The sequence below is a fragment of the Aeromonas sp. s9 genome, from assembly GCF_040907765.1.
In the GTDB taxonomy this organism is placed as follows: domain Bacteria; phylum Pseudomonadota; class Gammaproteobacteria; order Enterobacterales; family Aeromonadaceae; genus Aeromonas; species Aeromonas caviae.
Genome location: NZ_JBFOCK010000018.1, coordinates 28466 through 52867, shown reverse-complemented (window position 1 = coordinate 52867; position 24402 = coordinate 28466). Strand labels below are relative to the sequence as shown.

Genomic DNA, 24402 nt, shown 5'->3' with positions numbered 1-24402 from the left:
GCGGATCTGTCCGTGGATCCGGACGGGATCCCGACCTGATCTTGCGGATCAACATTTCTGGGCGCGAACCATAAAAAAACCCGCCTCTCGGCGGGTTTTTCATTGCATCGGACTGCGGGTCGATTACTCAGCCTGGGCTGCCTGGATGCCGGTCAGGGCGATGGTGTAGACGATGTCGTCCACCAGGGCGCCACGGGAGAGGTCGTTGACCGGCTTGCGCATGCCTTGCAGCATGGGGCCGATAGAGACCAGCTCGGCGGAGCGCTGTACCGCCTTGTAGGTGGTGTTGCCGGTATTGAGATCCGGGAAGACGAACACGGTGGCCTTGCCGGCAACCGGGGAGTTCGGTGCCTTGGACTTGGCGACGTTCTCCATGATGGCCGCATCGTACTGCAGCGGGCCGTCGATGATGAGGTCGGGACGCTTGGCCTTGGCCAGCTCGGTGGCTTCACGCACTTTCTCTACATCGGCGCCGGCGCCGGAGGTGCCGGTGGAGTAGGAGATCATGGCCACGCGCGGCTCGATGCCGAAGGCGGCAGCGGAGTCGGCGGACTGGATGGCGATCTCGGCCAGTTGCTCGGCGGTGGGATCCGGGTTGATGGCGCAGTCACCGTAGACCAGCACCTGATCCGGCAGCAGCATGAAGAAGATGGAGGAGATCAGGGAAGAGCCCGGGGCGGTCTTGATGATCTGCATCGGCGGACGGATGGTGTTGGCCGTGGTGTGCACGGCGCCGGATACCAGACCGTCGACCTCGTTGCGCTCCAGCATCATGGTACCCAGTACCACGTTGTCTTCCAGCTGCTCGCGGGCAACCACTTCGGTCATGCCCTTGTTCTTGCGCAGCTCGACCAGACGAGCCACATAGCGCTCGCGTACGGCAACGGGATCGATGATCTCGACGCGGTCGGTCAGGATCACGCCCTGCTGTTCAGCGACGCGGCGGATCTCGTCCGGGTTGCCCAGCAGCACCGGACGGGCGATACCGCGCTCGGCACAGATGGCGGCCGCCTTGATGGTGCGCGGCTCTTCCCCTTCCGGCAGCACGACGCGCTTGTTGGCCTGACGGGCCAGCTCGGTCAGCTGATAGCGGAAGGCCGGCGGGCTCAGGCGACGGGAGCGGGTGGACTTGGCGGAGAGAGACTCGATCCAGTGCTTGTCGATGTGACCAGCAACGTAGTCCTGCACCAGCTCGATACGCTCGCGGTCATCTTCCGGGATGTCGACGTTGAAGTTCTGCAGGCTGACAGCGGTCTGCCAGGTGTTGGTGCCGGTGATCATGATCGGCAGACCGGTGGCCATGGCCTGTTGGCACAGGGCCATCACCTGGGGTTCCGGATGGTAGTTGCCGGTCAGCAGCAGGGCACCCAGCTTGACGCCGTTCATGGCGGAGAGGCAGGCGGAGACGATGACGTCGGAACGGTCGCCGGAGGTCACCAGCAGGCTGCCCGGACGGAAGTGCTCGATCATGTTGTGGATGGAGCGGGCGCAGAAGGTCACGGTCTGCAGGCGGCGGCTTTCCAGCTCACCCTTGTTGATGATCTTGGCGGCCAGGTGCTTGGCGAGATCCTTGGCGCGCGGGGCGATCAGCTGGGTGTTCCAGGGGATGCAGCCGAGGATGCGCAGCGGGCTCTTGCCGAAGACCTGCAGCACTTCCAGGTTGTGGCCGGTGTCGGCGCCGTGGTGGTGCGCTTCGAACATCTCGGTCAGGTCGGGACGGGTCACGCCGTGCTCGTCAACCGGGGCACCCACCTTGTTGATGACGCAGCCCACGATGCGCGGGTTGTTGACGCCACCGAAGTTGGAGCAGGCCAGCTCGATGCGCTCTTTGAGCTTCTGGCTGGAGTCGTTGCCCGGATGGGTCACGAACACCATGTCGGCGTCCAGCGCCTTGGCGACGTCGTAGTTCAGCTTGTTGGCAAAGGGTTGCTTGTCGGTCGGAACCAGGCCCTCGATCACCACCACTTCGGCACCGCTGGTCTTCACGTGCTCTTCGAAGCGGGCCACGATCTCTTCCAGCAGGATATCGGTGTTGCTGGAGGTGATCATGTTCTCGGCGTAGGAGAGGGCGAACGGCTCGGGCGGGTTGATGTTGGCAGCGGCGCGGATCACGGCGGTGGAGCGCTCGGTACCGGTTTCACCCGGACGCGGCTGGGCGACCGGTTTGAAGAAGCTGACATTGACACCGTGACGTTCCATGGCGCGAACGACGCCAAGACTCACGGAGGTTACGCCGACACCAGTGCCGACCGGGATGAGCATAATAGTGCGTGCCACTTATTACCCCTTGTTCATTTTTTGGGATCAGGAAAAGGCCGCCCTGGGGCGGCCTTGCTCTACAGCTAATTTATGCGCCGACCAGTTCCAGCGCGTCGTGGGCGATGACCCACTCTTCGTTGGTCGGGATAACCAGGGCCTTGGTGGAACCAGCCTTGGTGATCTCGCCGCCCTTGCCGAAGCGAGCCTTCAGGTTGGCGTCGTGGTCGACGTCAAAGCCCAGCAGGCCCAGCTTGTTCAGGGTGATCTCACGGATCGGGGCGGAGTTCTCGCCGATACCGCCGGTGAAGACCACGGCATCCAGACGACCGTCCATGGCGGCGGCGTAGGCACCGATGTACTTGGCCAGACGGTAGCAGTACACGTCCATGGCGCGCTTGGCTTCTTCCTTGCTGTCGTAGTTGTCTTCAACGAAACGGCAGTCGGAGGTGACTTCGGTCAGACCCTGCAGGCCGGATTCCTTGGTCAGCATGGTGTTGATCTCGGCAACGCTCATGCCCAGCTTGTCGTGCAGGAAGAAGATGATGGCCGGATCGATGTCACCGGAACGGGTCCCCATCACCAGGCCTTCCAGCGGGGTCAGGCCCATGGAAGTGTCGACGGACTGGCCGTTCTTGATGGCGCAGACGGAGCCGCCGTTGCCCAGGTGGCAGTTGATGATGTTGAGCTCTTCCACCGGCTTGTTCAGCTGCTTGGCCGCTTCCAGGCTGATGTAGTAGTGGCTGGTGCCGTGGGCGCCGTAGCGACGGATGCCGTTCTCTTTGTAGAGCTTGTACGGCAGGGCGTACAGGAAGGCTTCTTCCGGCATGGTCTGGTGGAAGGCGGTGTCGAACACGGCGACGTTCTTCTCGGCCAGTTCCGGGAAGACCTTCAGGGCGGCACGGATACCGATCAGGTGAGCCGGGTTGTGCAGCGGTGCGTAAGGAATGGCGGCTTCGATGCCGGCAATGACGTCATCACAGATGCGAACGGAGGAGGTGAAACGCTCGCCGCCGTGTACCACGCGGTGGCCGATGGCGATCAGGTTCTTGGACAGTTCCGGGTTGAGCGGCAGGATCTTGTGAACGATGAAGTCCAGCGCTTCCTGGTGAGCGGCACCGGCACCCAGATCAGCGTTGCCTTTCTCGCCGTTCAGCTTCCACTTGATGCGGGCGTCGTCGAGGTTGAAGCATTCGGCCAGGCCGGACAGCAGGTCATCACCGGTGGTTGCGTCAATGACAGCAAACTTCAGGGACGAGCTGCCACAGTTAAGAACAAGAACCAGCTTACTCATGAATAAATCCTATCGCAGATTGGGTTGGGTTGGAGGATGCGCCGGACGCGGTGCGTCCAAAAACTATCAACTTATCCTTATGAGGGTTGGCAATCTGTTGCTTGCCCCTTGTATAGTGATACAAGACCCGAAATTCAGACGTCCCTGACTGGTCAGTGGCCGTGCCCCAGCGTAAAAATGGGCGTACAAAGGATAACCTGATTGTTGAAAAATAACAAAGTCATCCTCAACCTTTGTTATTGCCTCTCAAATATTGTCGAGGTTTTGCCGTTAATGCGTTCGAAAAGAGCTCGGAGGTAGCATGAGCATGAACATTTTTGGAACTAAATTACAGCAAGGCCGTCATTATATGACTCTTTGGCCGCGCCGTCCCGAGCTTAATTCCATGTTCCCGGAGAATCGGGTGATCAGGGCCACCGAATTCGCCCTCAAGGTGATTCCGGCACTGGCGGTGCTCAGCGTCATGGTGCAGTTCCAGTTTGGTGAGCAGCACTACTGGCCCTCCGTCATGACCTCAGTGCTCTTCCTGCTCAGCCTGCCGCTGCAAGGGTACTACTGGCTCGGCCAGCGTGCCGATACCCGGCTACCCCCCTCCCTAGCCACCTGGTATCGGGAGATAAACGGCAAGATGAACGAGCAGGGCGGTCAACGTCAGCTGGTGGCCCGTCCCCGCTACGAAGAGCTGGCCGATACCCTCAACGCCGCCTTCAAGCAGCTGGACAAATCCTTCCTCTACGAATGACTTTCCGAAGTCAGACTGACGACAAAGGCGCCCTCAGGCGCCTTTTTCACATTCTCAGGCGGCCAGCACCTTGCTGATCTCCTGGATGGAGAGCTTGTACTGACGGGGGCACTGACGCCAGACCGCCAGCATGCGCTGGTACTTGTCCCGCATGGCGATGTCGCTGGAGAGCTCGTCGCAGGGGCAGGGCAGTTCGGGGAAGCGCTTGTCCACTTCCAGCAGGAAGCAGACGTAATCCGCCAGTTCCCGCTCCTGGCTGCGGCTGTAGCCGTTGAAGGCAAGGCGGCTCTCGCTGACATCGGCCCGGGCGCTGGCATCCAGGTTGCCCCAGGAGATGGTCAGTGCATGGTGCAGCTCCAGGGTGTCCAGCACCTCCTGGCAGGTGGCGAGATCCAGATGGCCGAAGCTCTTCTCCAGCTCGAGGATCTGCAGGCAGTAGCCGCGCTCGACGATGGTGCTGGCACGCTGGTAAAACGCCGCCTTTTCCGGATTGAGTTTGGCCAGGATCTCGTACTGGTTGCTCAGGATCAGGCGTTCGGTGTGGCTCATGTTCATGGGCTGTCTCGCTGGAAAATGAATCTGGGGTCACGTTAACCCATATCCAGGATGAATTTTTTGATCTGAGAGGGGAGGTTGGCGAGAAAAAGGGGGGAAGAGGCGCCCTGGTGAGCAGCCAGAGAGTGGGGGCTGATGCCGTGGTGAAACGAGCAGGGCCCGCCATGGCGAGCCCTGCAACAATGCCGCTGGTGGCTTAGCCCTTGACGAGGTCGAGCACCACCTGATGGTGATCGCTGGTCTTGAACTTGTCGAAGCGATGGGCAACCTTGCCCTCTTCATCGATGAGGAAACTCAGGCGATGGATGCCGTCATACTCCTTGCCCATGAACTTCTTCGGGCCCCAGACGCCAAAGGCATCGGCCACCGCGTGATCCTCATCGGCCAGCAGGCGGAAGTTGAGGTTGTCGCGCTCCTCGAACTTTTTCAGGCGCTTGGCGCTGTCCGGGCTGATGCCGAGCACCACCACATTGAGGGCAGCCAGCTCGCTATTGACGTCGCGCAGACCGCAGGCCTGGGTGGTGCAACCCGGGGTCATCGCCTTGGGGTAGAAATAGATCAGCACCTTCTTGCCGCGCAGGTCGGCGAGGCGAACCTGATTGCCGTCCTGATCGGAGAGGGAGAAATCGGGGGCCTGGGTACCAGCTTCTAGTGGTGACATGGGGTCTCCTCGGATAAACGCCGTCAGGCGTACTTGTGATTGACGATGAATTCGAACGACTCGGCGCCCAGTCCACGACAGAAATCGGCGAAGGCTGTCTTCGAGCCGGGCTCTTCTCCCTGCTTGGAGAGATTCAACTGAAAGTTCGCCTTGAGCAGGTTGAAGGGCTGCTGTTCCAGGGTGATGGTCTGCATGGCCTGGATGTCCCAGCCGTGATCGCTGAAAAACTGGGTGCACTGACTTACGATGCCCGGCTGATCCCGGATCAGCACCTCTGCGCTGGCGCTGATGTCATATTGCAGGGAGTGGTGGCGCTCGGTGCGTTTCATCATGGTGATGAGATCCCACTCCTGGCTGCGCAGTGGGAGGCTGATTTCCAGTTGCATCAGGCTGTTCCAGTCACCGGACAGCAGCATGATGAAGGTGAATTCGTTGCCGAAGATGCCAAGACGGCTGTCGACAATGTTGCAACCGCAGCCACTGACGTGACGGGTCACCTCATTGACGATGCCAGGCCTGTCCGTGCCGATGGCCGTTACGACCAGGTAGTGAGTCATAAATCGTCTCTCGTCCATTATTGAGAATGCGTTGACCGCGGGTGCCGGCACCCTGCCGTGAGGCCTCTTGTGCGCTCGTGCATTCATACGTTTTGTGCCGGATGGTAACACGGCTTGTCCCGTGCCTCCCTTGTTTTTCAAAAGGGGCAGCTTTACCATTACGCCCCTGAAAATCGGGAGAATTATCCATGTTACGCGGTAGTATTGTTGCGCTCGTTACCCCCATGCTGCCCTCGGGCGACATCGATTGGGTCAGTCTGGCAGCGCTGGTGGAATATCATGTGGATGCCGGGACCAGCGCTATTGTCGCCGTGGGAACCACGGGAGAGTCGGTCACCCTGAGCGAGCAGGAACATATCGCCGTGGTTGAGAAGACGGTGGAATACGCCGCCGGACGCATTCCCGTCATCGCGGGCTGCGGCTCCAACAATACTGCTCACGCCATCGCCCTCTCCCGGCGTTTCGCCACCATGGGCGTGGTGGCGGGTCTCTCGGTTACCCCCTATTACAACAAACCCACCCAGGAAGGCCTCTATCGTCACTATTGTGCGATCGTCGAGGCTAGTGGTCTGCCTCAAATTCTCTATAATGTGCCCGGTCGCACCTGCTGTGACCTCAAACCCGAGACGGTGGCCCGTCTGGCCAAGGTGCCCGGCATCATAGGTTTGAAAGAAGCGACTGGCGATCTTGGCCGTACCCCGCTGCTGCGCGAACTGTGCGGGCCGGATTTTGCGCTTTATAGTGGCGATGACGCCAGCGGATGTGATTTTATGCTGCAAGGGGGCGATGGTGTCATTTCGGTCACCACCAATATTGCGGCGCCCCAGATGGCCGACATGTGTCGTGCTGCCCTGGCCGGTGATGCCGGGCAGGCTCATGACATCAACAATCGATTGATGCCGTTGCATCAGACTCTGTTCTGTGAACCGAGTCCCATCCCGGTGAAATGGGCCTGTGCCCGGCTGGGATTGATGGCGACGGCGACCTTGCGTCTGCCCCTGACCGATCTCACCCCCGAGGGGGAAGCGGCGATGGCGCGAGCACTGACGACTGCGGAGTTGATGGCGAGTGTTTAAAGCAAATGGAAAGGGAAATGCAGTGCGCCTGGTACTGAGTGTCGCGACGGTGGCCGTGCTGGCTGCCTGCAGCTCACCCCAGGAACGCAAAATGGCCAACCGTGGCTTCGAGTATGAAGAGAGCCGCCTCGAAGGCCGCGCCTTCCTTGTGCCCGCCGGGTTGAGTACCCCCGCCTTTAACAGCAATTTCGACATTCCGGCCCTGCCCGAGAGCAGCCGTGAGGGCGCCCTCGGGGCCAAGGTGGACGTGCGTCCGCCTGCCCAGTTGCTCACCGTGGTGCCCGGCAGCCAGGTGGTGGCCAATGCCAGCGAGCCGACCGTCGCCTTCTATGCCCTCAGCACCTCCCAGAGCGTGGAGCGCGATACCTGGGCCTTCCTGATGAACTTCCTGGCCGAACACAAGGTCACCACCGAGAAGCTGGATCAACAGGACGGCGTCTTGCAGACCGGCTGGTTTGACAACTCAGCGGTGCTCGATGGCTGGGCGGAAGATGACGATGACTTCAAGATCCGTCAGCGTTACCAGTTCACCCTGCGCAACGATGTGCAGCGCCACGCCATCAAGATGTCGGTACGGGTGCTGGATCACGAAGAGACCATCGACGGCGAGACCAGCACTGTGCTGACGCCGGCGGACGCCCAGCGTTATGCCACCCGCGCCCTGAACCAGTTCTCCCTCTATTACGACAAGCAGCTCAAGGCCCGTGAACAGCACAAGTCCAGCGATGGCATGGGGCTGGAGCTGGGTCTGGACAACAACGAGCTGAGCGCCTGGATTGCCGAAGGGTCGTTTGACCAGGTGTGGCGCCGTCTCAATCAGGTGCTGCCTGCCTATGGTTTCACCATCAAGGATACCCAGCAGTCCCTGGGCTGGATCGACGTGGAGTACGACGAGCCGGACAGCGAGTTCTGGAAGGCCAAGGGAGCGGAGCCCTTCAAGCTCGAGGAAGACAAGTATCGCTTCCAGCTCGGCGAGATGACGGGCGGCAAGACCTCCATCACCCTGTTCGACAAGGACAAGAAGCCTGTCGCATCCGGTGTCATCTCCCAGATGTACATCAGCCTGTCCGAGGCCTTTGCCAAGGGCTTGGCCGATCAGGGGGCGAAGTAAGCATGGAAACAGGGGCCTCGCGCCCCTGTTTTGTTATGTCCGGGTTGCCGCAGGGCCAGCGTGCCGAGCCGGTTGCCCCGGGCCTGAGTACCTGATGATGTGAATCCCCCACAGACAGGGGTCTGGTGCCCCTGCCTAACTAGTCCCACAACAGGAAGTGTTATTAGCCATGAGTCTTGCAGATCAAGTATTGGCGGTGAACGACGATTTGCCGATCCGTACCGATAAACCTGTCCATTCCGGCAAAGTGCGCAGCGTCTACTGGTTGACCCCGGCAGACAGTGCCCGGCTCATTCGGGAGAAAGGCTATGATGTGCCGGCCGATACGCCCCTGGCCCTCATGGTGATCAGTGATCGCATCTCGGCTTTCGACTGCATCTGGCAAGGGGTGGACGGTCTGAACGGCGTGCCGGGCAAGGGCGCGGCGCTCAATGCCATCTCCAGCCACTGGTTCAAGCTGTTCAAGGAGCAGGGGCTGGCGGACAGCCACATCCTGGACATCCCGCACCCCTTCGTCTGGATCGTGCAAAAAGCCCGTCCCGTGATGATCGAGGCGATTGCCCGCCAGTACATCACCGGCTCCATGTGGCGTGCCTACAAGGATGGTGAGCGGGAATTCTGCGGCATCACCCTGCCGGAAGGGCTCAAGAAGGATCAGAAGCTGCCCGAGATCCTCATCACCCCGTCCACCAAGGGGATCCTCAAGGGGCTGGATGGCGTGCCGGAAGCGGACGACGTCAACGTCTCCCGCGGCGACATCGAGCGCCACCATCAGGCCTTCGGCTTCCGCTCCCCGGCGGACATCGACCGCTACGAGGCGCTGCTCAAAGAGGGCTTCAATGTCATCAGCGAGGCGCTGGCTGCCCTGGATCAGGTCTTCGTCGACACCAAGTTCGAGTTCGGTTACGTGACCGATGCCGCCGGTCGCGAGAAGCTCATCTACATGGATGAAGTGGGCACCCCCGACAGCTCCCGCATCTGGGACGGCGCAGCCCTTCGCGGCGGCGAGATCATCGAGAAGTCCAAAGAGGGCTTCCGCCAGTGGCTGCTGAACCACTTCCCGGATCCGGACATCCTGCTCAACAAGAACCGCATGCCCGAGCGCTTCGCCCTGGCCCGTGACAACAAGCTGCCCACCGAGGTGATGATGGATATCTCCCGCACCTATGTGGGGATCGCCGAGAAGATCATCGGTCAGCCGCTGGTACGCAGTGCCAATCCGAAGCAGGAGATCATCGAGGTACTGCGGGAGCAGTACGGCCTGATCGACTGAGGCCGACCGCTTTTTTTGCCGCAGGCGAACAAACGTTTGCCGGTGGCAGGGGAGGCGCTTGCAACGCAGATGACAAAACGGGCCCCATGACGGGGCCCGTTTTCATTGGGTTGTCCGGAGCGCTCAGCCATTGACCCGGAAGATCTGACCGGTCTGTACCCCCAGTACCGATTTCTTGTAGGCCTGGGCCACCCGGGCGGCGGGTACCGGCACGAAGCCCGGGAAGAAGTCGGCATACTTGCTCATGGACTCTTCCAGCACGGTGGGGCTGACCACGTTGATGCGAATGCCCCTTGGCAGCTCACAGGCGGCCCCTTTCACGAAGTGCTCGATGGCACCGTTGATGGTGGTGGCGCTCACCCCCCAGTGGATGGGCTCCTCGCTCAGAATGCCGCTGATGAGGGTGATGGAGCCACGGTCGCTCAGGTGGGCAATGGCGGCTCGGGTCAGGTTGATCTGGCCCATCAGCTTGCTCTGAAGCCCCACCTGCCACTGCTCGTCCGTCATCTCGGTCAGGGCATTGAAGGCGACGCTGCCGCTGGCGACCACCAGGGCATCGAAGGATCCGATCTGCTCGAAGAGCGCCCGGATGGAGGCGGGGTCGCGCATGTCCACTCTGGCATCCCCCTGGCTGTGACCGACCCGGATCACCTGGTGATCCTGGGCAAGCAGTTCGCTGACGGCGGCGCCAATGGTGCCGGAGGCACCCACAATCACAATCTTCATATCTATCGCTCCTGGTTGAGATGAGTTGATGATAGCGGGATAAAAAGGGAGAAAAAGCGCTTATGATGAACCCATTGTTTCCATATTGGTGCTAATGATGGATGTCACCCACCTGGCCAGTTTCTATGAAGTGGTGCAACGGGGCAGTTTCTCCGCCGCTGCCGATGCCCTGGGGGTGAGCAAGGGGATGCTGAGTCGCCATGTCAGCGCCCTGGAGTCCGCCCTCAATGCCCAGCTGCTCCAGCGCACGACCCGCAGACTCAGCCTGACCGAGGCGGGGCGGGTGCTTCACCAGCAGGCCGGTGAGATCTTCGCCCTGGCCCGGGAGGCGGAGGAGGGGATCCGCGCCCTGACCGAGGAGGACAGCGGCCGCCTGCGCTTCACCTGCCCGGTCAGCACGGGGGACCGCATGGTGAGCGAGCTGCTCGCCCGTTTTGCCGAGCTCTGCCCCGGCGTCCAGGTCGAGCTCAACTTCACCAATGCCATGATCGACATGAGCCAGGGGGAGAATGACATCGCTCTGCGGGCCATGGAGCTGATCCCCGACAACCTGGTGGCCCTGCCGCTCGGCAGGCTCAAGGATGTGGTGGTGGCAAGCCCCGCCCTGCTGGCGCGGGAGGGGATCCCCGCCACTCCCTATGAACTGGGGGGGCGCTCCTGCCTGCTGCAGGGCCACAACCCGGACTGGGAGCAGTGGCACTTTCGCCAGGGGGAGGAGGAGGCGCACATCCTGGTGCAGGGGCGAGTTCGGGCCAACCACTACAGCACCCTGCTGCAACTGGCCCGGGCGGGCATGGGCTTTGCCAAGTGCCCGTTGATGCTGGTGGAGGCCAGCCTGGCCCGAGGGGAGCTGGTGGCCGTGCTGACGGAGTGGCAGACCGGCCTGCACCCGATCCATGTGCTGCACGCCCAGCAGCGCCGGGTGCCGCGCAAGATCCGGCTGTTCAAGCAGGTACTGGCCCAGTGGTTTGCCGAGCGGCCCCATTATCTGCTGGGGTGAGCCTGCATCCCGTTATTTTTCTGTCATCTGGGGCTGCTACCCTGCGCCCTTCATCGCGAAAGGAGAGTCAGGGAATGAAGCGTCATCAGGGTTGGGCAGGGGTTGCGCTGCTGTGCTGCGGCGGTGTGCAGGCCGAGGTCAGGGTCGAGGTGCCCCGGGATTTCCAGATCCTGGCGGTGAGCGCCGGCAAGGTGCAGGACGAGCAGCATGCCGTGCTGGCCGACGGGGAGCAGCAACTGCTGGTGCGCTACGAGGGGGTGATCCCGAGTCGCAACAGCAGCGACAACGATCGCCAGGTTCGCTCCGAGCCCCAGGTGCTTCGCTATGAGGTCCGCGGGCAGTCGGTGCGCCTGCAGGCTCCCGTGCCTGCGGACGAGGCCGGGATGGAACGCTACGCCAGGGCCCCAGTCCTGGGCCTGGTGGCGGGGGGGCAGCCCCTCGAGGTGCGTCAGGATACGCTGGTGGTGCAGGGGATGCAGATCGGCATGGACTGGCATGCGAGGCTGATGGAGTACAACCGTGGCGAGGGGCCTGCCGTGCTCGCCGGTGCGGCGGATGTGGCTGCGGCCGCCGTGGCGACGCCCCGGGCCTCCTCCGTGCCGGCCAGCGCCCTGGAAGGGCAGTTGCAACAGCTTTTCCTGCAGGCGGACCCCGCGCTTCGCAAGCGCTTCATCGGTTGGGCCGTGCCGCGCCTTTAAGTTTGCTCCCCGTTGCAGTAACGTGGGCACATCTTTGATTCCCGATGTGCCCATGTTGATCAGCGAGGCCCCCATGTTTGAATTGCACCCCCGCCTTCAGGCGGATACCCGGATACTGGGGGATCTGCCCCTGTGCCGCGTCCTGCTGGCCAAAGACAGCCAGTATCCCTGGCTGATTCTGGTGCCTCGGGTCGCCAACCTGCGGGAGATCCATCATCTGGCCCCCGAGCAGCAACAGCAGTTGATGCAGGAGTCCTGCGCCGTCGCCACCCTGATGGAGCGGGCACTCGGCCCGGACAAGATCAACGTGGCGGCCCTCGGCAATCTGGTGCCTCAGCTGCACCTGCACCACGTGGCCCGCTTCAGCTCGGATGCGGCCTGGCCCGGTCCCATCTGGGGTGCCTGTCCCGCCATTCCCTATGAGGAGCAGGCCTTGCAAGGGGCGGCCGCCAGTTGGCAAACCCGTCTGGCTACCCTGGATGGATTTCAGCCATTTCTGACTGATAATCCAGTCAAGTGAGAGGTGGCTCGCGCTTTGGGCACCGGGATCACGCAATCTGTTAGCGTATCGCGTCGGTGCATGGTGACATGGGCGACACGAGTGACAGCCCCATTATTTCGATCAGCAGGAAGGTTCCATGATAGTGACAAGATCCGAGGATGATGCCGTATTGACCACAGAGGACGTACTGCTGAGCCTGTGCAATTCGGTGACGAGCGTATTGAGTGCGGCGACCCAGACCCAGGTGCGCTTCTCCGGCATGGTGCAGCGGATCAGCAAGACCTGCCTCAAGCCTGACATCGGCTGTTTCGTGCTGTTTGACGGCGGCTTCTCCGGGCTGGTGGTGATCAACTTCTCCGCCGCCGCGGCCATGGAGCTCTACCAGAGCTACATGCTGAGCATGGGGCTCTCCAAGGAGGATCTCGCCATCTCCCACACCTCGGACGAGGTGAGCAACGTCATGGGCGAGCTGATGAACCAGATCGTCGGCAGCTTCACCACCAAGGTGGGGCGTGAGCTGCAGACCCACATCACCCAGAACCAGCCCAAGATGCTGGCGCTCAACAAGCAGGTGATGCTGAGCGTCGACACCAACCTCGACAATCCCGAGACCCGCCGGGTGACCTTCTTCACCGCCAGCAACAACATCTTCTATCTGGAGCTGGCCATGGACAAGACGGAGTTTATCCGGATCCATGATGGCGGCGTGCAGGAGGAGGTGGATCCCGACGAGCTGATCGCCCAGGCCAAGCAGTCAGCCAAACCGGCACCGGCGGCCGCGCCGGCGAGCAACGAGCACGACGATCTGCTGGATTCCCTCGGCATCTGATGGTCGAGGGTTGTGCAAATGAAGAGGCCACCCCGGGGGTGGCCTTCTTGCTTGGGGCGGGTCAGAAGTTGTAAAGCAGCCCGGTACTGAAGCGAAGCGCCTCGGCATCGTAGAAGTCGATGTCGGAGTCGGCGCTGGAGTAGGCCGCGGTGAAGGTGGCGGCAAGGGGTTTGATGCCGAACAGGTTGTGCCAGAAGAAGGTGCCATTGAGGGCGAACTCGCTGGCATCGGCGCGCTGGCCGAACAGGGGATTCGCCTCGTCATACTTGCGCTTGCCGGCGTAGAGGTTGCTCACGATGGACCACTGGGAGGCGCGCTTGGCATAGGTCAGCTGCAGACCGGTGTTCTTGAAGCTCTCCGCGCTCCCGTCCAGGCGGGCCTCCTTGTAGAGGAAGGCGGGCTCCAGCAGCTGGTCGCCGCCGAAGTGGTACTGGTAGGAGACAGCCAGGTCGTGGACCTTGCCATTGCGGCTCAGCATGGAGGCGTAGTGGGTGCCGTGGGTCAGGTCATATTGCTGGCCGCTGCGCTCCTCGTCGAGCTCCACTTCCCGGCTGGTCAGGGTGGCGTAGACGTTGCTGCCCCAGATCCTGTCCCAGGCAAAGCGCACCCCTTTTGAGGTGAGATCGGTGGCGCTGCGATCCACGCCGGTGGCGAAGGGATCGCTCCACACTTCCACCGGCATGAGGTTGAACACCAGGGAGGTGGCGACGATACCCTTGTCACCCATCTCCTGGCGCAGACCGAGTTGCTGGGTCAAGTCGAAGCGCACCGCGTCCTGGATGAGGTTGCCGAGGAAGACCTGGGTGCGGGTATCGGCGAAGGTGTAGCGGATATCGGCATTGAGCAGCGGGCTCAGACCGCTTTCGCGGCCGGGGGAGCCCAGATCATCGATACGGCTGTTGCTGTCGTCACCGGCATAGAAGTTGGACTTGTGGCTGCCGGCATTGACCCCGCCCAGCAGAAAACCGGACCAGCCGGTCTGGCGGGGGATCTCCCCCAGATCGGCGTGGGCGGTGGTGGCGACCAGCAGGCCAAGGCTCAACAGAACATGATTTCGCATCGGGTATGCTCCTGACATAACGAATGAGAAGGGTGACAGTGCGCCCCGGTATTCCGGTGGAACCGGTGCTGACTGAGGCATGGCAGGCATACTACCCCAGCCGGAGTGTGACGTTAATCAATAATTGAATACGCGACGGACAAGAGTTCATGGCGCCGTACTGGTATCCTGTTTGCGCAAGAAAAGGGGAGAAAACAACGAGATGAAGCAGATCAAATCCTGGGCGCAATATTACGTCGACCTGATGACCAAGCTGGGACTGGTGCGCTTCAGCATGTTCCTGGCCACCGCCATCATAGTGCTGGCCGTGTCGATCCAGATGGGGGTGACCCTGTTTTTGCGCGGCACCGTGGACATCGTCGACCTGGTGCGCTCTGTCTTCTTCGGTCTGCTGGTGACCCCCTGGGCCGTCTATTTTCTCTCCATCGTGGTGGATCAGCTGGAGGACTCCCGCCAGCGGCTGACCCGGATGGTGCGCAAGTTGCAAGACATGCGCGAACGGGATCTCGAGCTCAACAGCCAGTTGCAGGAGAACATCAGCCGGCTCAACGCCCAGATCGCCGAGACCAACCGGGCCGAGACCCTGCGCCAGCAAGCCATCGAGGATCTCGAGAACGAAGTGTTCCAGCGGGAGAAGGCCCAGCTGCATCTGGGGGAGCGTACCGCCCTCTTGCGCTCCTTCATCGACTGCTCCCCCGATCTGGTCTATTACCGCAACGAGGACGAGCAGTTCTCCGGTTGCAACCGCGCCATGGAGGAGCTCACCGGCAAGGTGGAAGCGGAACTCATCGGCCTGACCCCGTTCGATGTCTACAAGCACGACATCGCCAGCAAGGTGGTGGAGACCGACAAGCAGGTCTTCGCCCAGAACGAGCCGCTCACCTATGAGCAGTGGCTGGAGTATCCCGATGGCCGCAAGGCCTACTTCGAGCTGCGCAAGGTGCCCTTCTTCGACCGCTTCGGCAAGCGGCTCGGCCTGCTCGGCTTTGGTCGCGACATCACCGAGCGCAAGCAGTATCAGGACAAGCTGGAGAAGGCGAGTCGGGACAAGACCACCTTCATCTCCACCATCAGCCACGAGCTGCGCACCCCGCTCAATGGCATCGTCGGCTTAAGCCGGATGCTGATGGATACGCCCCTCGATGCCAGACAGCAGCAGCAGCTCAAGACCATCCACCTGAGCGCGGTGACGCTCGGCAACATCTTCAACGACATCATCGATCTGGACAAGCTCGACCGTCGTCGGCTGGAGATTGCGCCGGCTCCGCTGGATTTGCCCGCCTTCCTCGACGAGCTGGAGACGCTGTCGCGCATCCAGGCGGAGCAGAAGGGGCTCTACCTGCACTTCGACCGGGACGGCGACATGCCCCAGTTCGTGATGGCGGACGGCACCCGGCTGCGTCAGGTGCTGTGGAACCTGGTGGGCAATGCGGTCAAGTTCACCGATGAAGGGGGCGTCACCATACGCTGTCTCGCCCACGCCGCTGATGAACCGGGCAAACTGGCGCTGCACTTCGAGGTGGAAGACACCGGGGTGGGCATTCCCCGTGCCCAGCAGGAGAAGATCTTCGCCATGTACTATCAGGTGCAGGGCAAGAAACACGCCACCGGTACCGGCATCGGTCTTGCGGTCTCCCGCCAACTGGTGCAGGCCATGGGTGGTCAACTCTATGTGGACAGCGACCCGGGCGAAGGCGCCTGCTTCACCGCCGAGCTGGAGGTGGACTGCGTCGAGCCCAGGGCCGCGGCCCCGGAGCCCGAGATGCCCTCCCTCGACATCCTGCTGGTGGAGGATGTGGAGCTCAACGTGACCGTGGCCTGCGCCCTGCTGAACAAGCTCGGCCATCAGGTCAAGGTGGCGCGGGATGGTGCAGAGGCGCTGGCCATGGCCAACCCGGATGATTTCGACTTGATCCTGCTCGACATCCAGTTGCCGGACATGACGGGGTTCGATGTGGCGGAGCAACTGCTCGCGCGCTACGGCGACAGCCTGCCCCCCATGGTGGCGCTCACCGCCAATGCCACCGGCGATCGCCAGTACTACCGGGATCACGGCATGCAGGATGTGATCAACAAGCCGCTGGGCTCCAAGGCGGTGCGGGAGGTGATAGGCCACCTGTTTGCGGATCTTGCCGGGGACGAGGCGGACGAGCAGGACGATGTCCACCATCAGGATGCCCTGCTGGATCTGCCCTTCCTCACCGATTACGCCAGCACGGTCGGCAAGCCGGTGCTGCTCTCCAGCGTCGAGCTGTTCGAGAAGATGATGCCGGACTACATGGCAGTGCTCGACTCCAACATGATTGCCAGGGATCAGGCCGGTGTGGTGGAGGAGGCCCACAAGATCAAGGGGGCGGCGGGCTCCATCGGCCTGCGCCGGTTGCAGCAGACGGCCCAGCTTATCCAGAGCCCGGATCACCCCGCCTGGTGGGAGAACGTGGAAGACTGGATTGAAACCCTGCGCCGGGAATACCCGGGTGACATCGCCCGCCTGCGGCGCTGGCTGCTCTCGTAGACACGACGCCTCAGGCAAGGAGCCACGACATGTATGACCGTTTGATCCCCCCCGAGCGCATTCACCCCTGGGGAGACGAAGACCTGCTGGAGGCGACGGAGCAGGACCGCACCCGCATCGTGCAGGCGGCGCCGGTGCGTCGGTTGCAGCAGAAGACCCAGGTCTTCCCGCTCGATGTGAAAGCCTCGGTGCGCAGCCGTCTCACCCATTCGTTGGAGGTGCAGGAGACTGGTCGCCAGATCAGTCGCCGCATCCTGGCGGCGCTGCCGGCCGGAGTGGTGTGCGAGGGGGCCTTCATCAATCTGGTGGAGATGTCCTGCCTGTTGCACGATGTCGGCAACCCGCCGTTTGGCCATTTCGGCGAGCAGGTGATGAGTCAGTGGCTTGCCCAGGAGCTGGACGGCCTCTTCGCCCGTGCCCACGACCAGTTGCCGAGCCCCCAGTGGGCAACCCTTCGCCAGGATCTGCTGGTGTTTGACGGCAATGCCCAGAGCCTGCGACTGGTACACAGCCTCCATGAGCTGAACCTCACCCTGGGGCAGCTGGCGGCGCTGTGCAAATACCCGCAGCAGCCCCTGCGGGGATTGCACCATCCCCAGGGCTATGGTCAGCACCACGGCTGGACCAGCAAGCGCGGCATCTTCTTCAGCGAACAACCCCTCTATCGTGCCCTCGGCCAGAGCCTGGGGCTGGCCGAGGGGTGCCGTCATCCGCTGGTCTACATCATGGAGGCGGCGGACGACATCTCTTACTGCATCGCCGATCTCGAGGATGCGGTGGACAGGCGCATCCTCACCCAGATCGAGCTGCTGGTAGCTCTGCGCGATGCGGACGAGGGCGGTTACATGGCCGACCTGCTCGATGAGGCGCTTGCCTCCGGTCGGGGGTTCTTCCCCCATTTTCGCCAGCATCTGACCCGGGATCTGGTGGCGCTGGCCGCCCATACCTATGTGGCCGAGCACGATCAGATCCTGAGCGGGGCCTATCCCCAGGCGCTGCTGCACGGTCAGGCTCCGGCAGCCCGGGTACTCGATACCCTCAAGCGGGTGGCTCGCGAGCTGGTGTTCATGCGCCCGGAGGTGGAGGCGCTGGAGCTGGAAGGCTATGCCGCCCTGCGCGGGGTGCTCTCCACCTACGCCTGCCTGCTGGCCCTGCCAGCCAGCCAGTTCGAGCGGCTGCTCGCAGGCAACGGCGGGAGCGAGCTCTTCTTTGCCCGGCGGCTGTTCCACCGCCTCTCTGCCCGCCACCTCAAGGCGTACCGGCTGGCGGTGGCGAGCCGGGATCCCCGTTTCGAAAAGGAGAGCGAGCAGGAGTGGTACTACCGGGTGCGGCTGCTGCTCGATTATGTGAGCGGCATGACGGATACCTATGCGCTGGAGGAGTTCCGGCTGTTGTCAGGGATTTGACTGAACCTCTTTTTGGCCGCATTCCACCCATATGGGTGGGAGAGATATTGCGTAAAATTCGGTGTTTTTTTACACTGCGGCAACTTGTTCAACTTTCACACGGTAAGGAGACGACCATGCAACATTCCATGTTCAACGTTGCGTTCGATCGCTGCTCTGGCAGCGCGAAGACTCGTGCTCTTTATTTGCCGCGTGGAGGGGACAGGTAACACCTGCTTTTTTCATCACCCGCGGTTGTCCCGCAGGGTGATCACCTCTCTCCGGGGGAACCGCACGTTCAACTGGAGAATATTATGTCTATCGAACTCGCCCTGCTGCGCCACGTAGAGACCCTGGTTCAAAAAAGGATCACCCGGCTGGAGCGTCGCGTCAGCTACCTGCATCTTTCGCCTGCCCTGCTCAAAGACATCGGGCTGGAAGGTAAGGAAGTGCAGATCGCCCATATCCGTGAGCGGGAGTTTCAAACCGGTTTCCGGCTCGGGAACCGAATAACCTGAGGGGAGGGGGCCCGGCCCCCGACCTGGTGGATGGCAGGCCTGGGCCTGCCATTTTTCTTTCCTGATGAGCATTGTCTCAATTTAGTTGTCGCACATTGCGCCAAACACTCTATGATCCCCCTCCGTTTCGTATGGGAGTTGATAATGTTCCGCCGCTGCTGTCGTCTCATCCTGCTATGTGGTCTGGCTTTCTGGAGCCTGATGGTTGCGGCTGCGCCGGCGCAACTGGACCAGAGCAACTTCACCCTGGACGAATTGCACTGGCTTGCCACCCATGATGAACTGGTCGTCGGCATGCCTTCGGCGGCCTGGCCACCCTATGTCTATACCGATGGGCGCGGCAACTTCACCGGCCCCCTGGATGAGTTCGCCTCCCAGATTGCAGCCAGGCTGGGGGTGAGCCTTCGCTACCGTGCCTATGCCAACAATGCGGCGGTCCAGCAGGCCTTGCTGGATGGCAAGGTCGACATGTTGATCGGGGTGGCACCGAGCCCGACCCGCACCCTGCAGATGCAATTTACCTCCGAGCTGATGGCACTGCCCCGCGCCGTGCTGCTGACGGGGGGGCGGGAGAGCCTCTCCCTGGAGGAGGCCTATGGGGTGCGCTGGGTCTGCGTCTTCGGTGTCAGCGCCTGCGATGAGCTGCTGCGCCTTGGGATCTCGAACCTGATCACGGCCGACAGCCGGGACGAGGCGATCTTCATGCTCAAGGAGGGCAAGGCGGATGCCTACCTGGCCGAGCTGCCCATGCTGAACAGGCTGCAAGCCATGGCGGGCATGGCGCTGGCCAGGATCGACTGGATGAGGGATACCTCCCTCGCCATGGCCGTGGCGCCCAGGAATGATGTCTTGCAGGGATTGCTGGAGCGGGCCCTCGAGGATATCTCTCCCCTCGAGCGTCGCGCCATTCTGGAGGCGGGGGATATCCTCGACTATGCCCTGGTGAAAAGGAGCAGGGAGATCGTCTTCAATCCGCAGGAGCAGGCGTGGTTGCAAGCACATCCGGTCATCCGCTACGGGGTTGCCCCGGATTGGCCCGGGATGAGCGAGGTGGACGACAGGGGGCGGCTCAAGGGGCTCATTGCCGATCTGCTGACACTGATGAGCCAGCGTGCCGGGCTTCAGTTCACCCTGGTGCCGACCCGGAGCTGGGCCCAGAGCATGGCGCTCTTCCAGGATCGCAAGCTGGATCTCATCCCGGCCATGACTCCCACCGCGGAGCGTCAGCAGTTTGCCCGGTTTACCCCCAACTACGCGTCGATCAACCGGGTGGTCGTGGCGAGGCAGGGGATGGCCGAGCTCACCGCCGCCAGGGCACTGAAAGGGCACAGGGTGGGCATGGTAGGGGGCTCGGTGGAGCAGGTCTTGCTGAACGAGGTGGGGGCCATCGCCGTGCCGGTGGCCAGCGATGCCGAATTGCTGCCCCTGCTGGACCAGCAGAAGGTCGACTATGTGCTGATGAGCACCACCACCCTGGAGCAGTCGCTGCAAAAGGGATTCAGCGACCGCTACCAGGTGGTCTTCTCCGGCAGCGACCTGCGGGTACCCATCGCCATGGCGACCCAGTTGCAAGACCCCATGCTGCAGCAGATCCTCACCAAGGTGCTGATCGCCATTCCCCCCGACGAGCTCTCCGCCCTCGAGAAAAAGTGGCTCTCCCTGACCATACAGACGGGACTGGATCCGAAGACGGTGCTGCTCTGGTCCTCCCTCGGCGGCGGCATCTTCCTGCTCTGCCTCTTGCTGTTCATGGGCTGGAACCGGACGTTGCGCCGCCAGATCAGCCAGCGGCGGGAGGCCGAGCGGCGGCTCGAGGAGCAGTTGATGTTTGTCCAGATGATGTTGGATGCCCTGCCCAACCAGGTGGTGCTGACCAACGAGCGCTATGAAGTGGCAATGACGAACCGGGCGTATCGGCAGATGTTCCTCGGCGGGGAGAACTTGACGGGCTCCTATGAGCGGTTGCTTCAGGATCGATTGCCCGAGTCGATCCGCGCCAGGGTGATGGAGGAGGATGCCAGCGTCTGGGAGAGCGGAGAGGAGCTTCATGGCCGGGGCGAGATCCGGTTTGATGACGATCGCCTGCACCAGATGATCTACACCAAGCGGCTCTTTGCGGGGCCCGATGACAAGCGACTCGGGATCCTGACCGTGCTGACCGACGTGACCGAGCTGGAGCAGGCGCGGTTTGCGGCCCAGGAGGCGCAGACCCGGCTGACCCAGATCACCGACAGCATGCCGGGTCTGGTCTATCAGTATCACTGGCTTGGGCCGGGCAAGGGGCACTTCCTCTACACCTCGCAAGGGGTCAGGGAGATGGTGGGGGTCGAAGAGGACCTGGTCGGCATGGCGGTCACCGGTGCCTCCATCCTGGGGCTGACAGGCAAGGCGCACGAGGACTTCGTGGCCACGGTGGATCGTCATGCCCTGAGCATGCAGCCGCTGGATCTCGAGGTGGAGATCCGGCGCCAGGGGGAGGCGGGCTATTTGCAGATCCGTGGTCACTTCGTTCACCAGGAGGGGCTTGAAGGGGTCATATTGAACGGCGTGGTGCAGGACATCACCAAGCTCAAGCGCCAGGAGCTGGAGCTGCGCCAGGCCAGGCGGGTGGCGGAGGAGGCGACCCAGGCGCGCAGCCGCTTCCTCGCCACCATGAGTCATGAGCTTCGCACTCCCATCTCCGGCATGCACGGCATGCTGGAGCTGCTGCAAATGAGCGCGCTGGACGACGATCAGCGCTACATGTTGCGCAATATCTCGACCTCCACCAACCATCTGCTCTATCTGGTGAACGACATCCTGGACTTCTCCAAGATGGAAGCCGGGCAGTTGCAACTGCACCCCCATCACTGCCGCCTGACCTCGGTGATTTGCGATGTCATCCGGGGACATGCGGCCCTGGCCTATGGCAAGGGGCTCAACGTGACGCTGCGGTGGGGGAAGACGGTGCCGGATCTGGCCTGCATCGACGGGATAAGGGTGGGGCAGGTGATCTCCAACCTGTTGAACAACGCGGTGAAGTTCACCGAGGCGGGGGCGATCGCCATCCAGGTGGATTATGAAGACGACCGGCTGGCCTTCCGGGTCCGGGATACCGGGATCGGCATCGCCCTGGAGCAGCAGCGCACCCTCTTCATCCCGTTCAAGCAGGTGGAGTCCGACACCAACCGCCGGTTTGGCGGCACCGGGCTCGGGCTGGCCATCTGTCATCAACTCACCCAGAAAATGGGGGGGAGCCTGACCCTGGAGAGTACCCCCGGAATGGGCACCTGCGTGACCTTCACGCTGCCCCTGGCCGAGTGCCAGTGGGAAGCGCCGCCTCTGACCGGTCAGGTATGGTGGTGGTTTGGGGAGGATGAGGGGCTGGAATCGGTGATGGCCAGGCTGGGCGCCAGACTGGTACGCATGGAGGCACACCATTGGCAGCAGCCCCTCGAGGGGCATCTGCTGGCGCAGGAGAATCACCTGGAGCAGGCCCTTGGCAGTGACTGGCTGGCCTGTTTGCAGCGTTCGAACCTCAAGGGCATAGTACTCTCTCCCCATGAGGCCCTGCGGGGGCGCATGGGGGGCAACGCCTGGTGGCGACTGGGACAATCGCCCCTCTACCCCGATCTGTTGCTGGAAACCTGCCAGTCACTGTTCAACCAGCAGGCGAGCCAGTCGATGGGGATGGAGGGGGAGAAGCTCAGGGGGCGGGTGCTGGTGGCCGATGATCACCCCGTCAACCGGGCATTGCTGACGAGGCAGCTCGCTATCCTGGGGCTCGAGTCCGAGGTGGTGGAAGATGGCGAGGAGGCGCTGCGCGCCTGGCAGGGGCAGGATTTCGCCCTGCTGCTGACCGACTGCCACATGCCGGTGATGGATGGCTATGCCCTCACGCGAGCCTTGCGGGATGCCGGGGACAGAGCTCCCATTATCGGGGTGACGGCCGATACCTCTGAGGAGGCGAGCCAGCAGATGCGTGATGCCGGCATGAACGACATGCTGTTCAAGCCCTACAGTCTGGATGCCCTGAGCCAGACCCTGGGACGCTGGTTGCCGACTCAGGAAGAACAGCTCGCTTCGGAGGCGCCCCGGCAAGCCAGGGTTCAGCTGCCAGGCATAAGCTGGTTGACCCTGTTCGGGGATGAGGCGGTGGCACGCAGCATGGCCAGCGAATACCTGGACGCCAACGAGCAGGATGGCGAGGACATGAGGCTGGCGCTGGCCAGCCAGGATACCCAGGCGCTGGTGGAGACGGCACATCGCATCAAGGGGGCCGCGCGCATGGTAGGACAGCAGGCATTGGCAGAGGAGGCGGCCCGGCTGGAGGCGGCGGCCAGATTGAAACAACTGGACAAGCTCGATGACCTGGCCAGGGCGGTACAGGCATTGATGGACTCTATCAGAGGTGAAACGGGGTTATGGCTCGATGAATAGCGCACGGCATGAGTTGGCGATCATGGTGGTGGAGGATCACAACTTCCAGCGCAAGGCCCTGATGCACCAGATCCGCGGACTGGGCTACGGCAACCTGCTGGAGGCGCAGGACGGGGAGGAGGCGCTGGCACAGTGCCAGCACCACAGGGTCGACATCCTGTTCTGCGATCTGCGCATGCCGGGCATGGATGGCATGGCGCTGCTGCGCCGCCTCTCCCTTGGCGGGTTCCGCGGCGGCATTGTGCTGTGCAGCGCCCTGGAGGATGACGTGGTCGATGCCGTGCTGCGCATGAGCCGGGCCTATGGCCTGCAGGTGCTGGGGCGCATCGAGAAACCCGCGTCTCCCCAGCAGATCGCGCAGCTCATCGGTGCCTGGCGGCCCCAGCAGGTACGCAGCCAGGAGGAGGATGGTTATCACCTGACCCTGGATGAGCTGCGCCGGGCGCTGGATCAGGACCAGTTGCTGCCCTGGTATCAACCCAAGGTGGGTTTTCACAACGGGGAGTGGCTCGGCATGGAGGCGCTTGCCCGCTGGCAGCACCCCGAATATGGCCTCATCTCGCCAGCCCGTTTCATCCCGCTGGCGGAGCACAACGGGCTCATCGACCCGCTCACCGAGGTGATCATCGGCAAGGCGCTGCGGGACGGCCACCTGTGGGAGAAGACCGGGCTCTCCCTGAACCTGTCGATGAACCTCTCCACCACCTCCCTCATCGAGGGGGATCTGTGCAACACCCTGCTCAGCCACTGCCAGCGCTGGAGCATCAACCCCGAGCTCATCACCCTCGAAGTGACCGAGAGCGCCTTCGTCAAGGATCTCGGCAAGTCGCTGGAGGTGCTGACCCGCTTGCGGATGCACGGTTTTGGTCTCTCCATCGATGATTTCGGGACCGGCTACTCCTCCATGCAGCAGCTCGCCCTGCTCCCCTTTACCGAGTTGAAACTGGACAGATCCTTCGTGGATCGCTGCTATGAAGATCCCTCTCGCCTAGCCATCATCGAGTCCAGCATCGAGCTGGCTCGCAAGTTGGGCTTGAAATCGGTGGCCGAGGGGGTCGAAGATGAGGCGACCTGGCAATTGCTGGCGAAGCTGGGGTGCGATCAATGCCAGGGCTTCTTCTCCGCCCGTCCCATGCCCCGCGAGGAGCTGATGGGATGGCATCAGGGTTGGCGGGCTCGTTTGCCCGCGCTCATCAGACGCTAATCCCGGGCAGGATGCCCGACG

General features: G+C 62.4%; 20 protein-coding genes. 13 read left to right on the top strand and 7 right to left on the bottom strand.

The window, feature by feature from the left end:
* Nucleotides 1-123: 123 nt before the first annotated feature.
* Entirely contained in the window at nt 124-2277 is a 2154-nt protein-coding gene (gene pta / locus AB5Y54_RS03730; protein WP_041211116.1) for a phosphate acetyltransferase, read from the bottom strand.
* Nucleotides 2278-2347: 70 nt separating this feature from the next.
* Complete coding sequence (locus tag AB5Y54_RS03725; protein ID WP_010673162.1) at nt 2348-3550, bottom strand: acetate kinase; 1203 nt, start codon at nt 3548-3550, stop codon at nt 2348-2350.
* A 301-nt stretch (nt 3551-3851) separates the two neighbouring features.
* Here AB5Y54_RS03725 and yfbV point away from each other — a divergent pair, with 301 nt between their 5' ends.
* The gene (gene yfbV, locus AB5Y54_RS03720; RefSeq protein WP_324030993.1) at nt 3852-4292 is read left to right on the top strand and encodes a terminus macrodomain insulation protein YfbV; all 441 of its coding nucleotides are present in this window, start codon (nt 3852-3854) and stop codon (nt 4290-4292) included.
* 54 nt (nt 4293-4346) lie between these two features.
* On the opposite strand, the gene AB5Y54_RS03715 is transcribed toward yfbV, so the two are convergent.
* From AB5Y54_RS03715 to AB5Y54_RS03705, 3 genes are all read right to left on the bottom strand, one after another.
* Complete coding sequence (locus AB5Y54_RS03715; protein ID WP_042864368.1) at nt 4347-4847, bottom strand: YfbU family protein; 501 nt, start codon at nt 4845-4847, stop codon at nt 4347-4349.
* A gap of 196 nt (nt 4848-5043) precedes the next feature.
* Complete coding sequence (gene bcp / locus AB5Y54_RS03710) at nt 5044-5508, bottom strand: thioredoxin-dependent thiol peroxidase (RefSeq protein ID WP_010673165.1); 465 nt, start codon at nt 5506-5508, stop codon at nt 5044-5046.
* Nucleotides 5509-5531: 23 nt separating this feature from the next.
* Nucleotides 5532-6065, bottom strand: a complete 534-nt coding sequence (locus AB5Y54_RS03705; RefSeq protein ID WP_010673166.1) for a glycine cleavage system protein R — start codon at nt 6063-6065, stop codon at nt 5532-5534.
* 188 nt (nt 6066-6253) lie between these two features.
* Here AB5Y54_RS03705 and dapA point away from each other — a divergent pair, with 188 nt between their 5' ends.
* The 3 genes from dapA (at nt 6254) to AB5Y54_RS03690 (ending at nt 9525) form a co-directional block, all read left to right on the top strand.
* The gene (dapA, locus tag AB5Y54_RS03700) at nt 6254-7141 is read left to right on the top strand and encodes a 4-hydroxy-tetrahydrodipicolinate synthase (protein ID WP_324030992.1); all 888 of its coding nucleotides are present in this window, start codon (nt 6254-6256) and stop codon (nt 7139-7141) included.
* The gene (gene bamC / locus AB5Y54_RS03695; protein WP_029313833.1) at nt 7134-8252 is read left to right on the top strand and encodes an outer membrane protein assembly factor BamC; all 1119 of its coding nucleotides are present in this window, start codon (nt 7134-7136) and stop codon (nt 8250-8252) included. Before dapA ends, bamC begins: the two co-directional genes overlap by 8 nt.
* A 169-nt stretch (nt 8253-8421) precedes the next feature.
* Nucleotides 8422-9525, top strand: coding sequence for a phosphoribosylaminoimidazolesuccinocarboxamide synthase (locus tag AB5Y54_RS03690; RefSeq protein ID WP_039040947.1), 1104 nt, complete (start codon nt 8422-8424; stop codon nt 9523-9525).
* A gap of 123 nt (nt 9526-9648) precedes the next feature.
* On the opposite strand, the gene AB5Y54_RS03685 is transcribed toward AB5Y54_RS03690, so the two are convergent.
* Nucleotides 9649-10251: a short chain dehydrogenase gene (locus AB5Y54_RS03685; RefSeq protein WP_042016682.1), complete on the bottom strand. Its 603-nt coding sequence runs from the start codon at nt 10249-10251 to the stop codon at nt 9649-9651.
* 97 nt (nt 10252-10348) lie between these two features.
* On the opposite strand from AB5Y54_RS03685, the gene AB5Y54_RS03680 reads away from it, so the two are divergent.
* The 4 genes from AB5Y54_RS03680 to AB5Y54_RS03665 all read left to right on the top strand — a co-directional run bounded on the left by AB5Y54_RS03680 (nt 10349) and on the right by AB5Y54_RS03665 (nt 13280).
* Nucleotides 10349-11251, top strand: coding sequence for a LysR family transcriptional regulator (locus AB5Y54_RS03680; protein ID WP_368153258.1), 903 nt, complete (start codon nt 10349-10351; stop codon nt 11249-11251).
* Nucleotides 11252-11325: 74 nt separating this feature from the next.
* On the top strand, nt 11326-11949 hold the full coding sequence (locus AB5Y54_RS03675; RefSeq protein WP_041211121.1) for a DUF2057 domain-containing protein: 624 nt from the start codon (nt 11326-11328) through the stop codon (nt 11947-11949).
* A 73-nt stretch (nt 11950-12022) separates the two neighbouring features.
* The gene (locus AB5Y54_RS03670; RefSeq protein ID WP_039040966.1) at nt 12023-12469 is read left to right on the top strand and encodes an HIT domain-containing protein; all 447 of its coding nucleotides are present in this window, start codon (nt 12023-12025) and stop codon (nt 12467-12469) included.
* Between the two features lie 118 nt (nt 12470-12587).
* On the top strand, nt 12588-13280 hold the full coding sequence (locus AB5Y54_RS03665) for a DUF3334 family protein (RefSeq protein ID WP_029313837.1): 693 nt from the start codon (nt 12588-12590) through the stop codon (nt 13278-13280).
* Between the two features lie 61 nt (nt 13281-13341).
* Here AB5Y54_RS03665 and AB5Y54_RS03660 read toward each other — a convergent pair whose 3' ends face one another.
* Nucleotides 13342-14340 (bottom strand): DUF2860 family protein, encoded by a 999-nt coding sequence (locus AB5Y54_RS03660; protein WP_201872395.1) that lies wholly within the window; start codon nt 14338-14340, stop codon nt 13342-13344.
* A gap of 202 nt (nt 14341-14542) precedes the next feature.
* Between AB5Y54_RS03660 and arcB the strand changes: the two genes are divergently transcribed.
* From arcB to AB5Y54_RS03635, 5 genes are all read left to right on the top strand, one after another.
* On the top strand, nt 14543-16855 hold the full coding sequence (gene arcB / locus AB5Y54_RS03655; protein ID WP_069784566.1) for an aerobic respiration two-component sensor histidine kinase ArcB: 2313 nt from the start codon (nt 14543-14545) through the stop codon (nt 16853-16855).
* Nucleotides 16856-16884: 29 nt separating this feature from the next.
* Nucleotides 16885-18261: a dGTPase gene (gene dgt / locus AB5Y54_RS03650; RefSeq protein ID WP_319890902.1), complete on the top strand. Its 1377-nt coding sequence runs from the start codon at nt 16885-16887 to the stop codon at nt 18259-18261.
* A gap of 293 nt (nt 18262-18554) precedes the next feature.
* A complete protein-coding gene (locus tag AB5Y54_RS03645; protein ID WP_041211124.1) occupies nt 18555-18758 on the top strand; it encodes a hypothetical protein in 204 nt (67 codons plus the stop codon).
* Between the two features lie 144 nt (nt 18759-18902).
* Nucleotides 18903-23177, top strand: a complete 4275-nt coding sequence (locus AB5Y54_RS03640; RefSeq protein ID WP_368153257.1) for a transporter substrate-binding domain-containing protein — start codon at nt 18903-18905, stop codon at nt 23175-23177.
* Nucleotides 23170-24381, top strand: a complete 1212-nt coding sequence (locus AB5Y54_RS03635) for an EAL domain-containing protein (protein WP_124245406.1) — start codon at nt 23170-23172, stop codon at nt 24379-24381. Before AB5Y54_RS03640 ends, AB5Y54_RS03635 begins: the two co-directional genes overlap by 8 nt.
* Nucleotides 24382-24402: the final 21 nt, after the last annotated feature.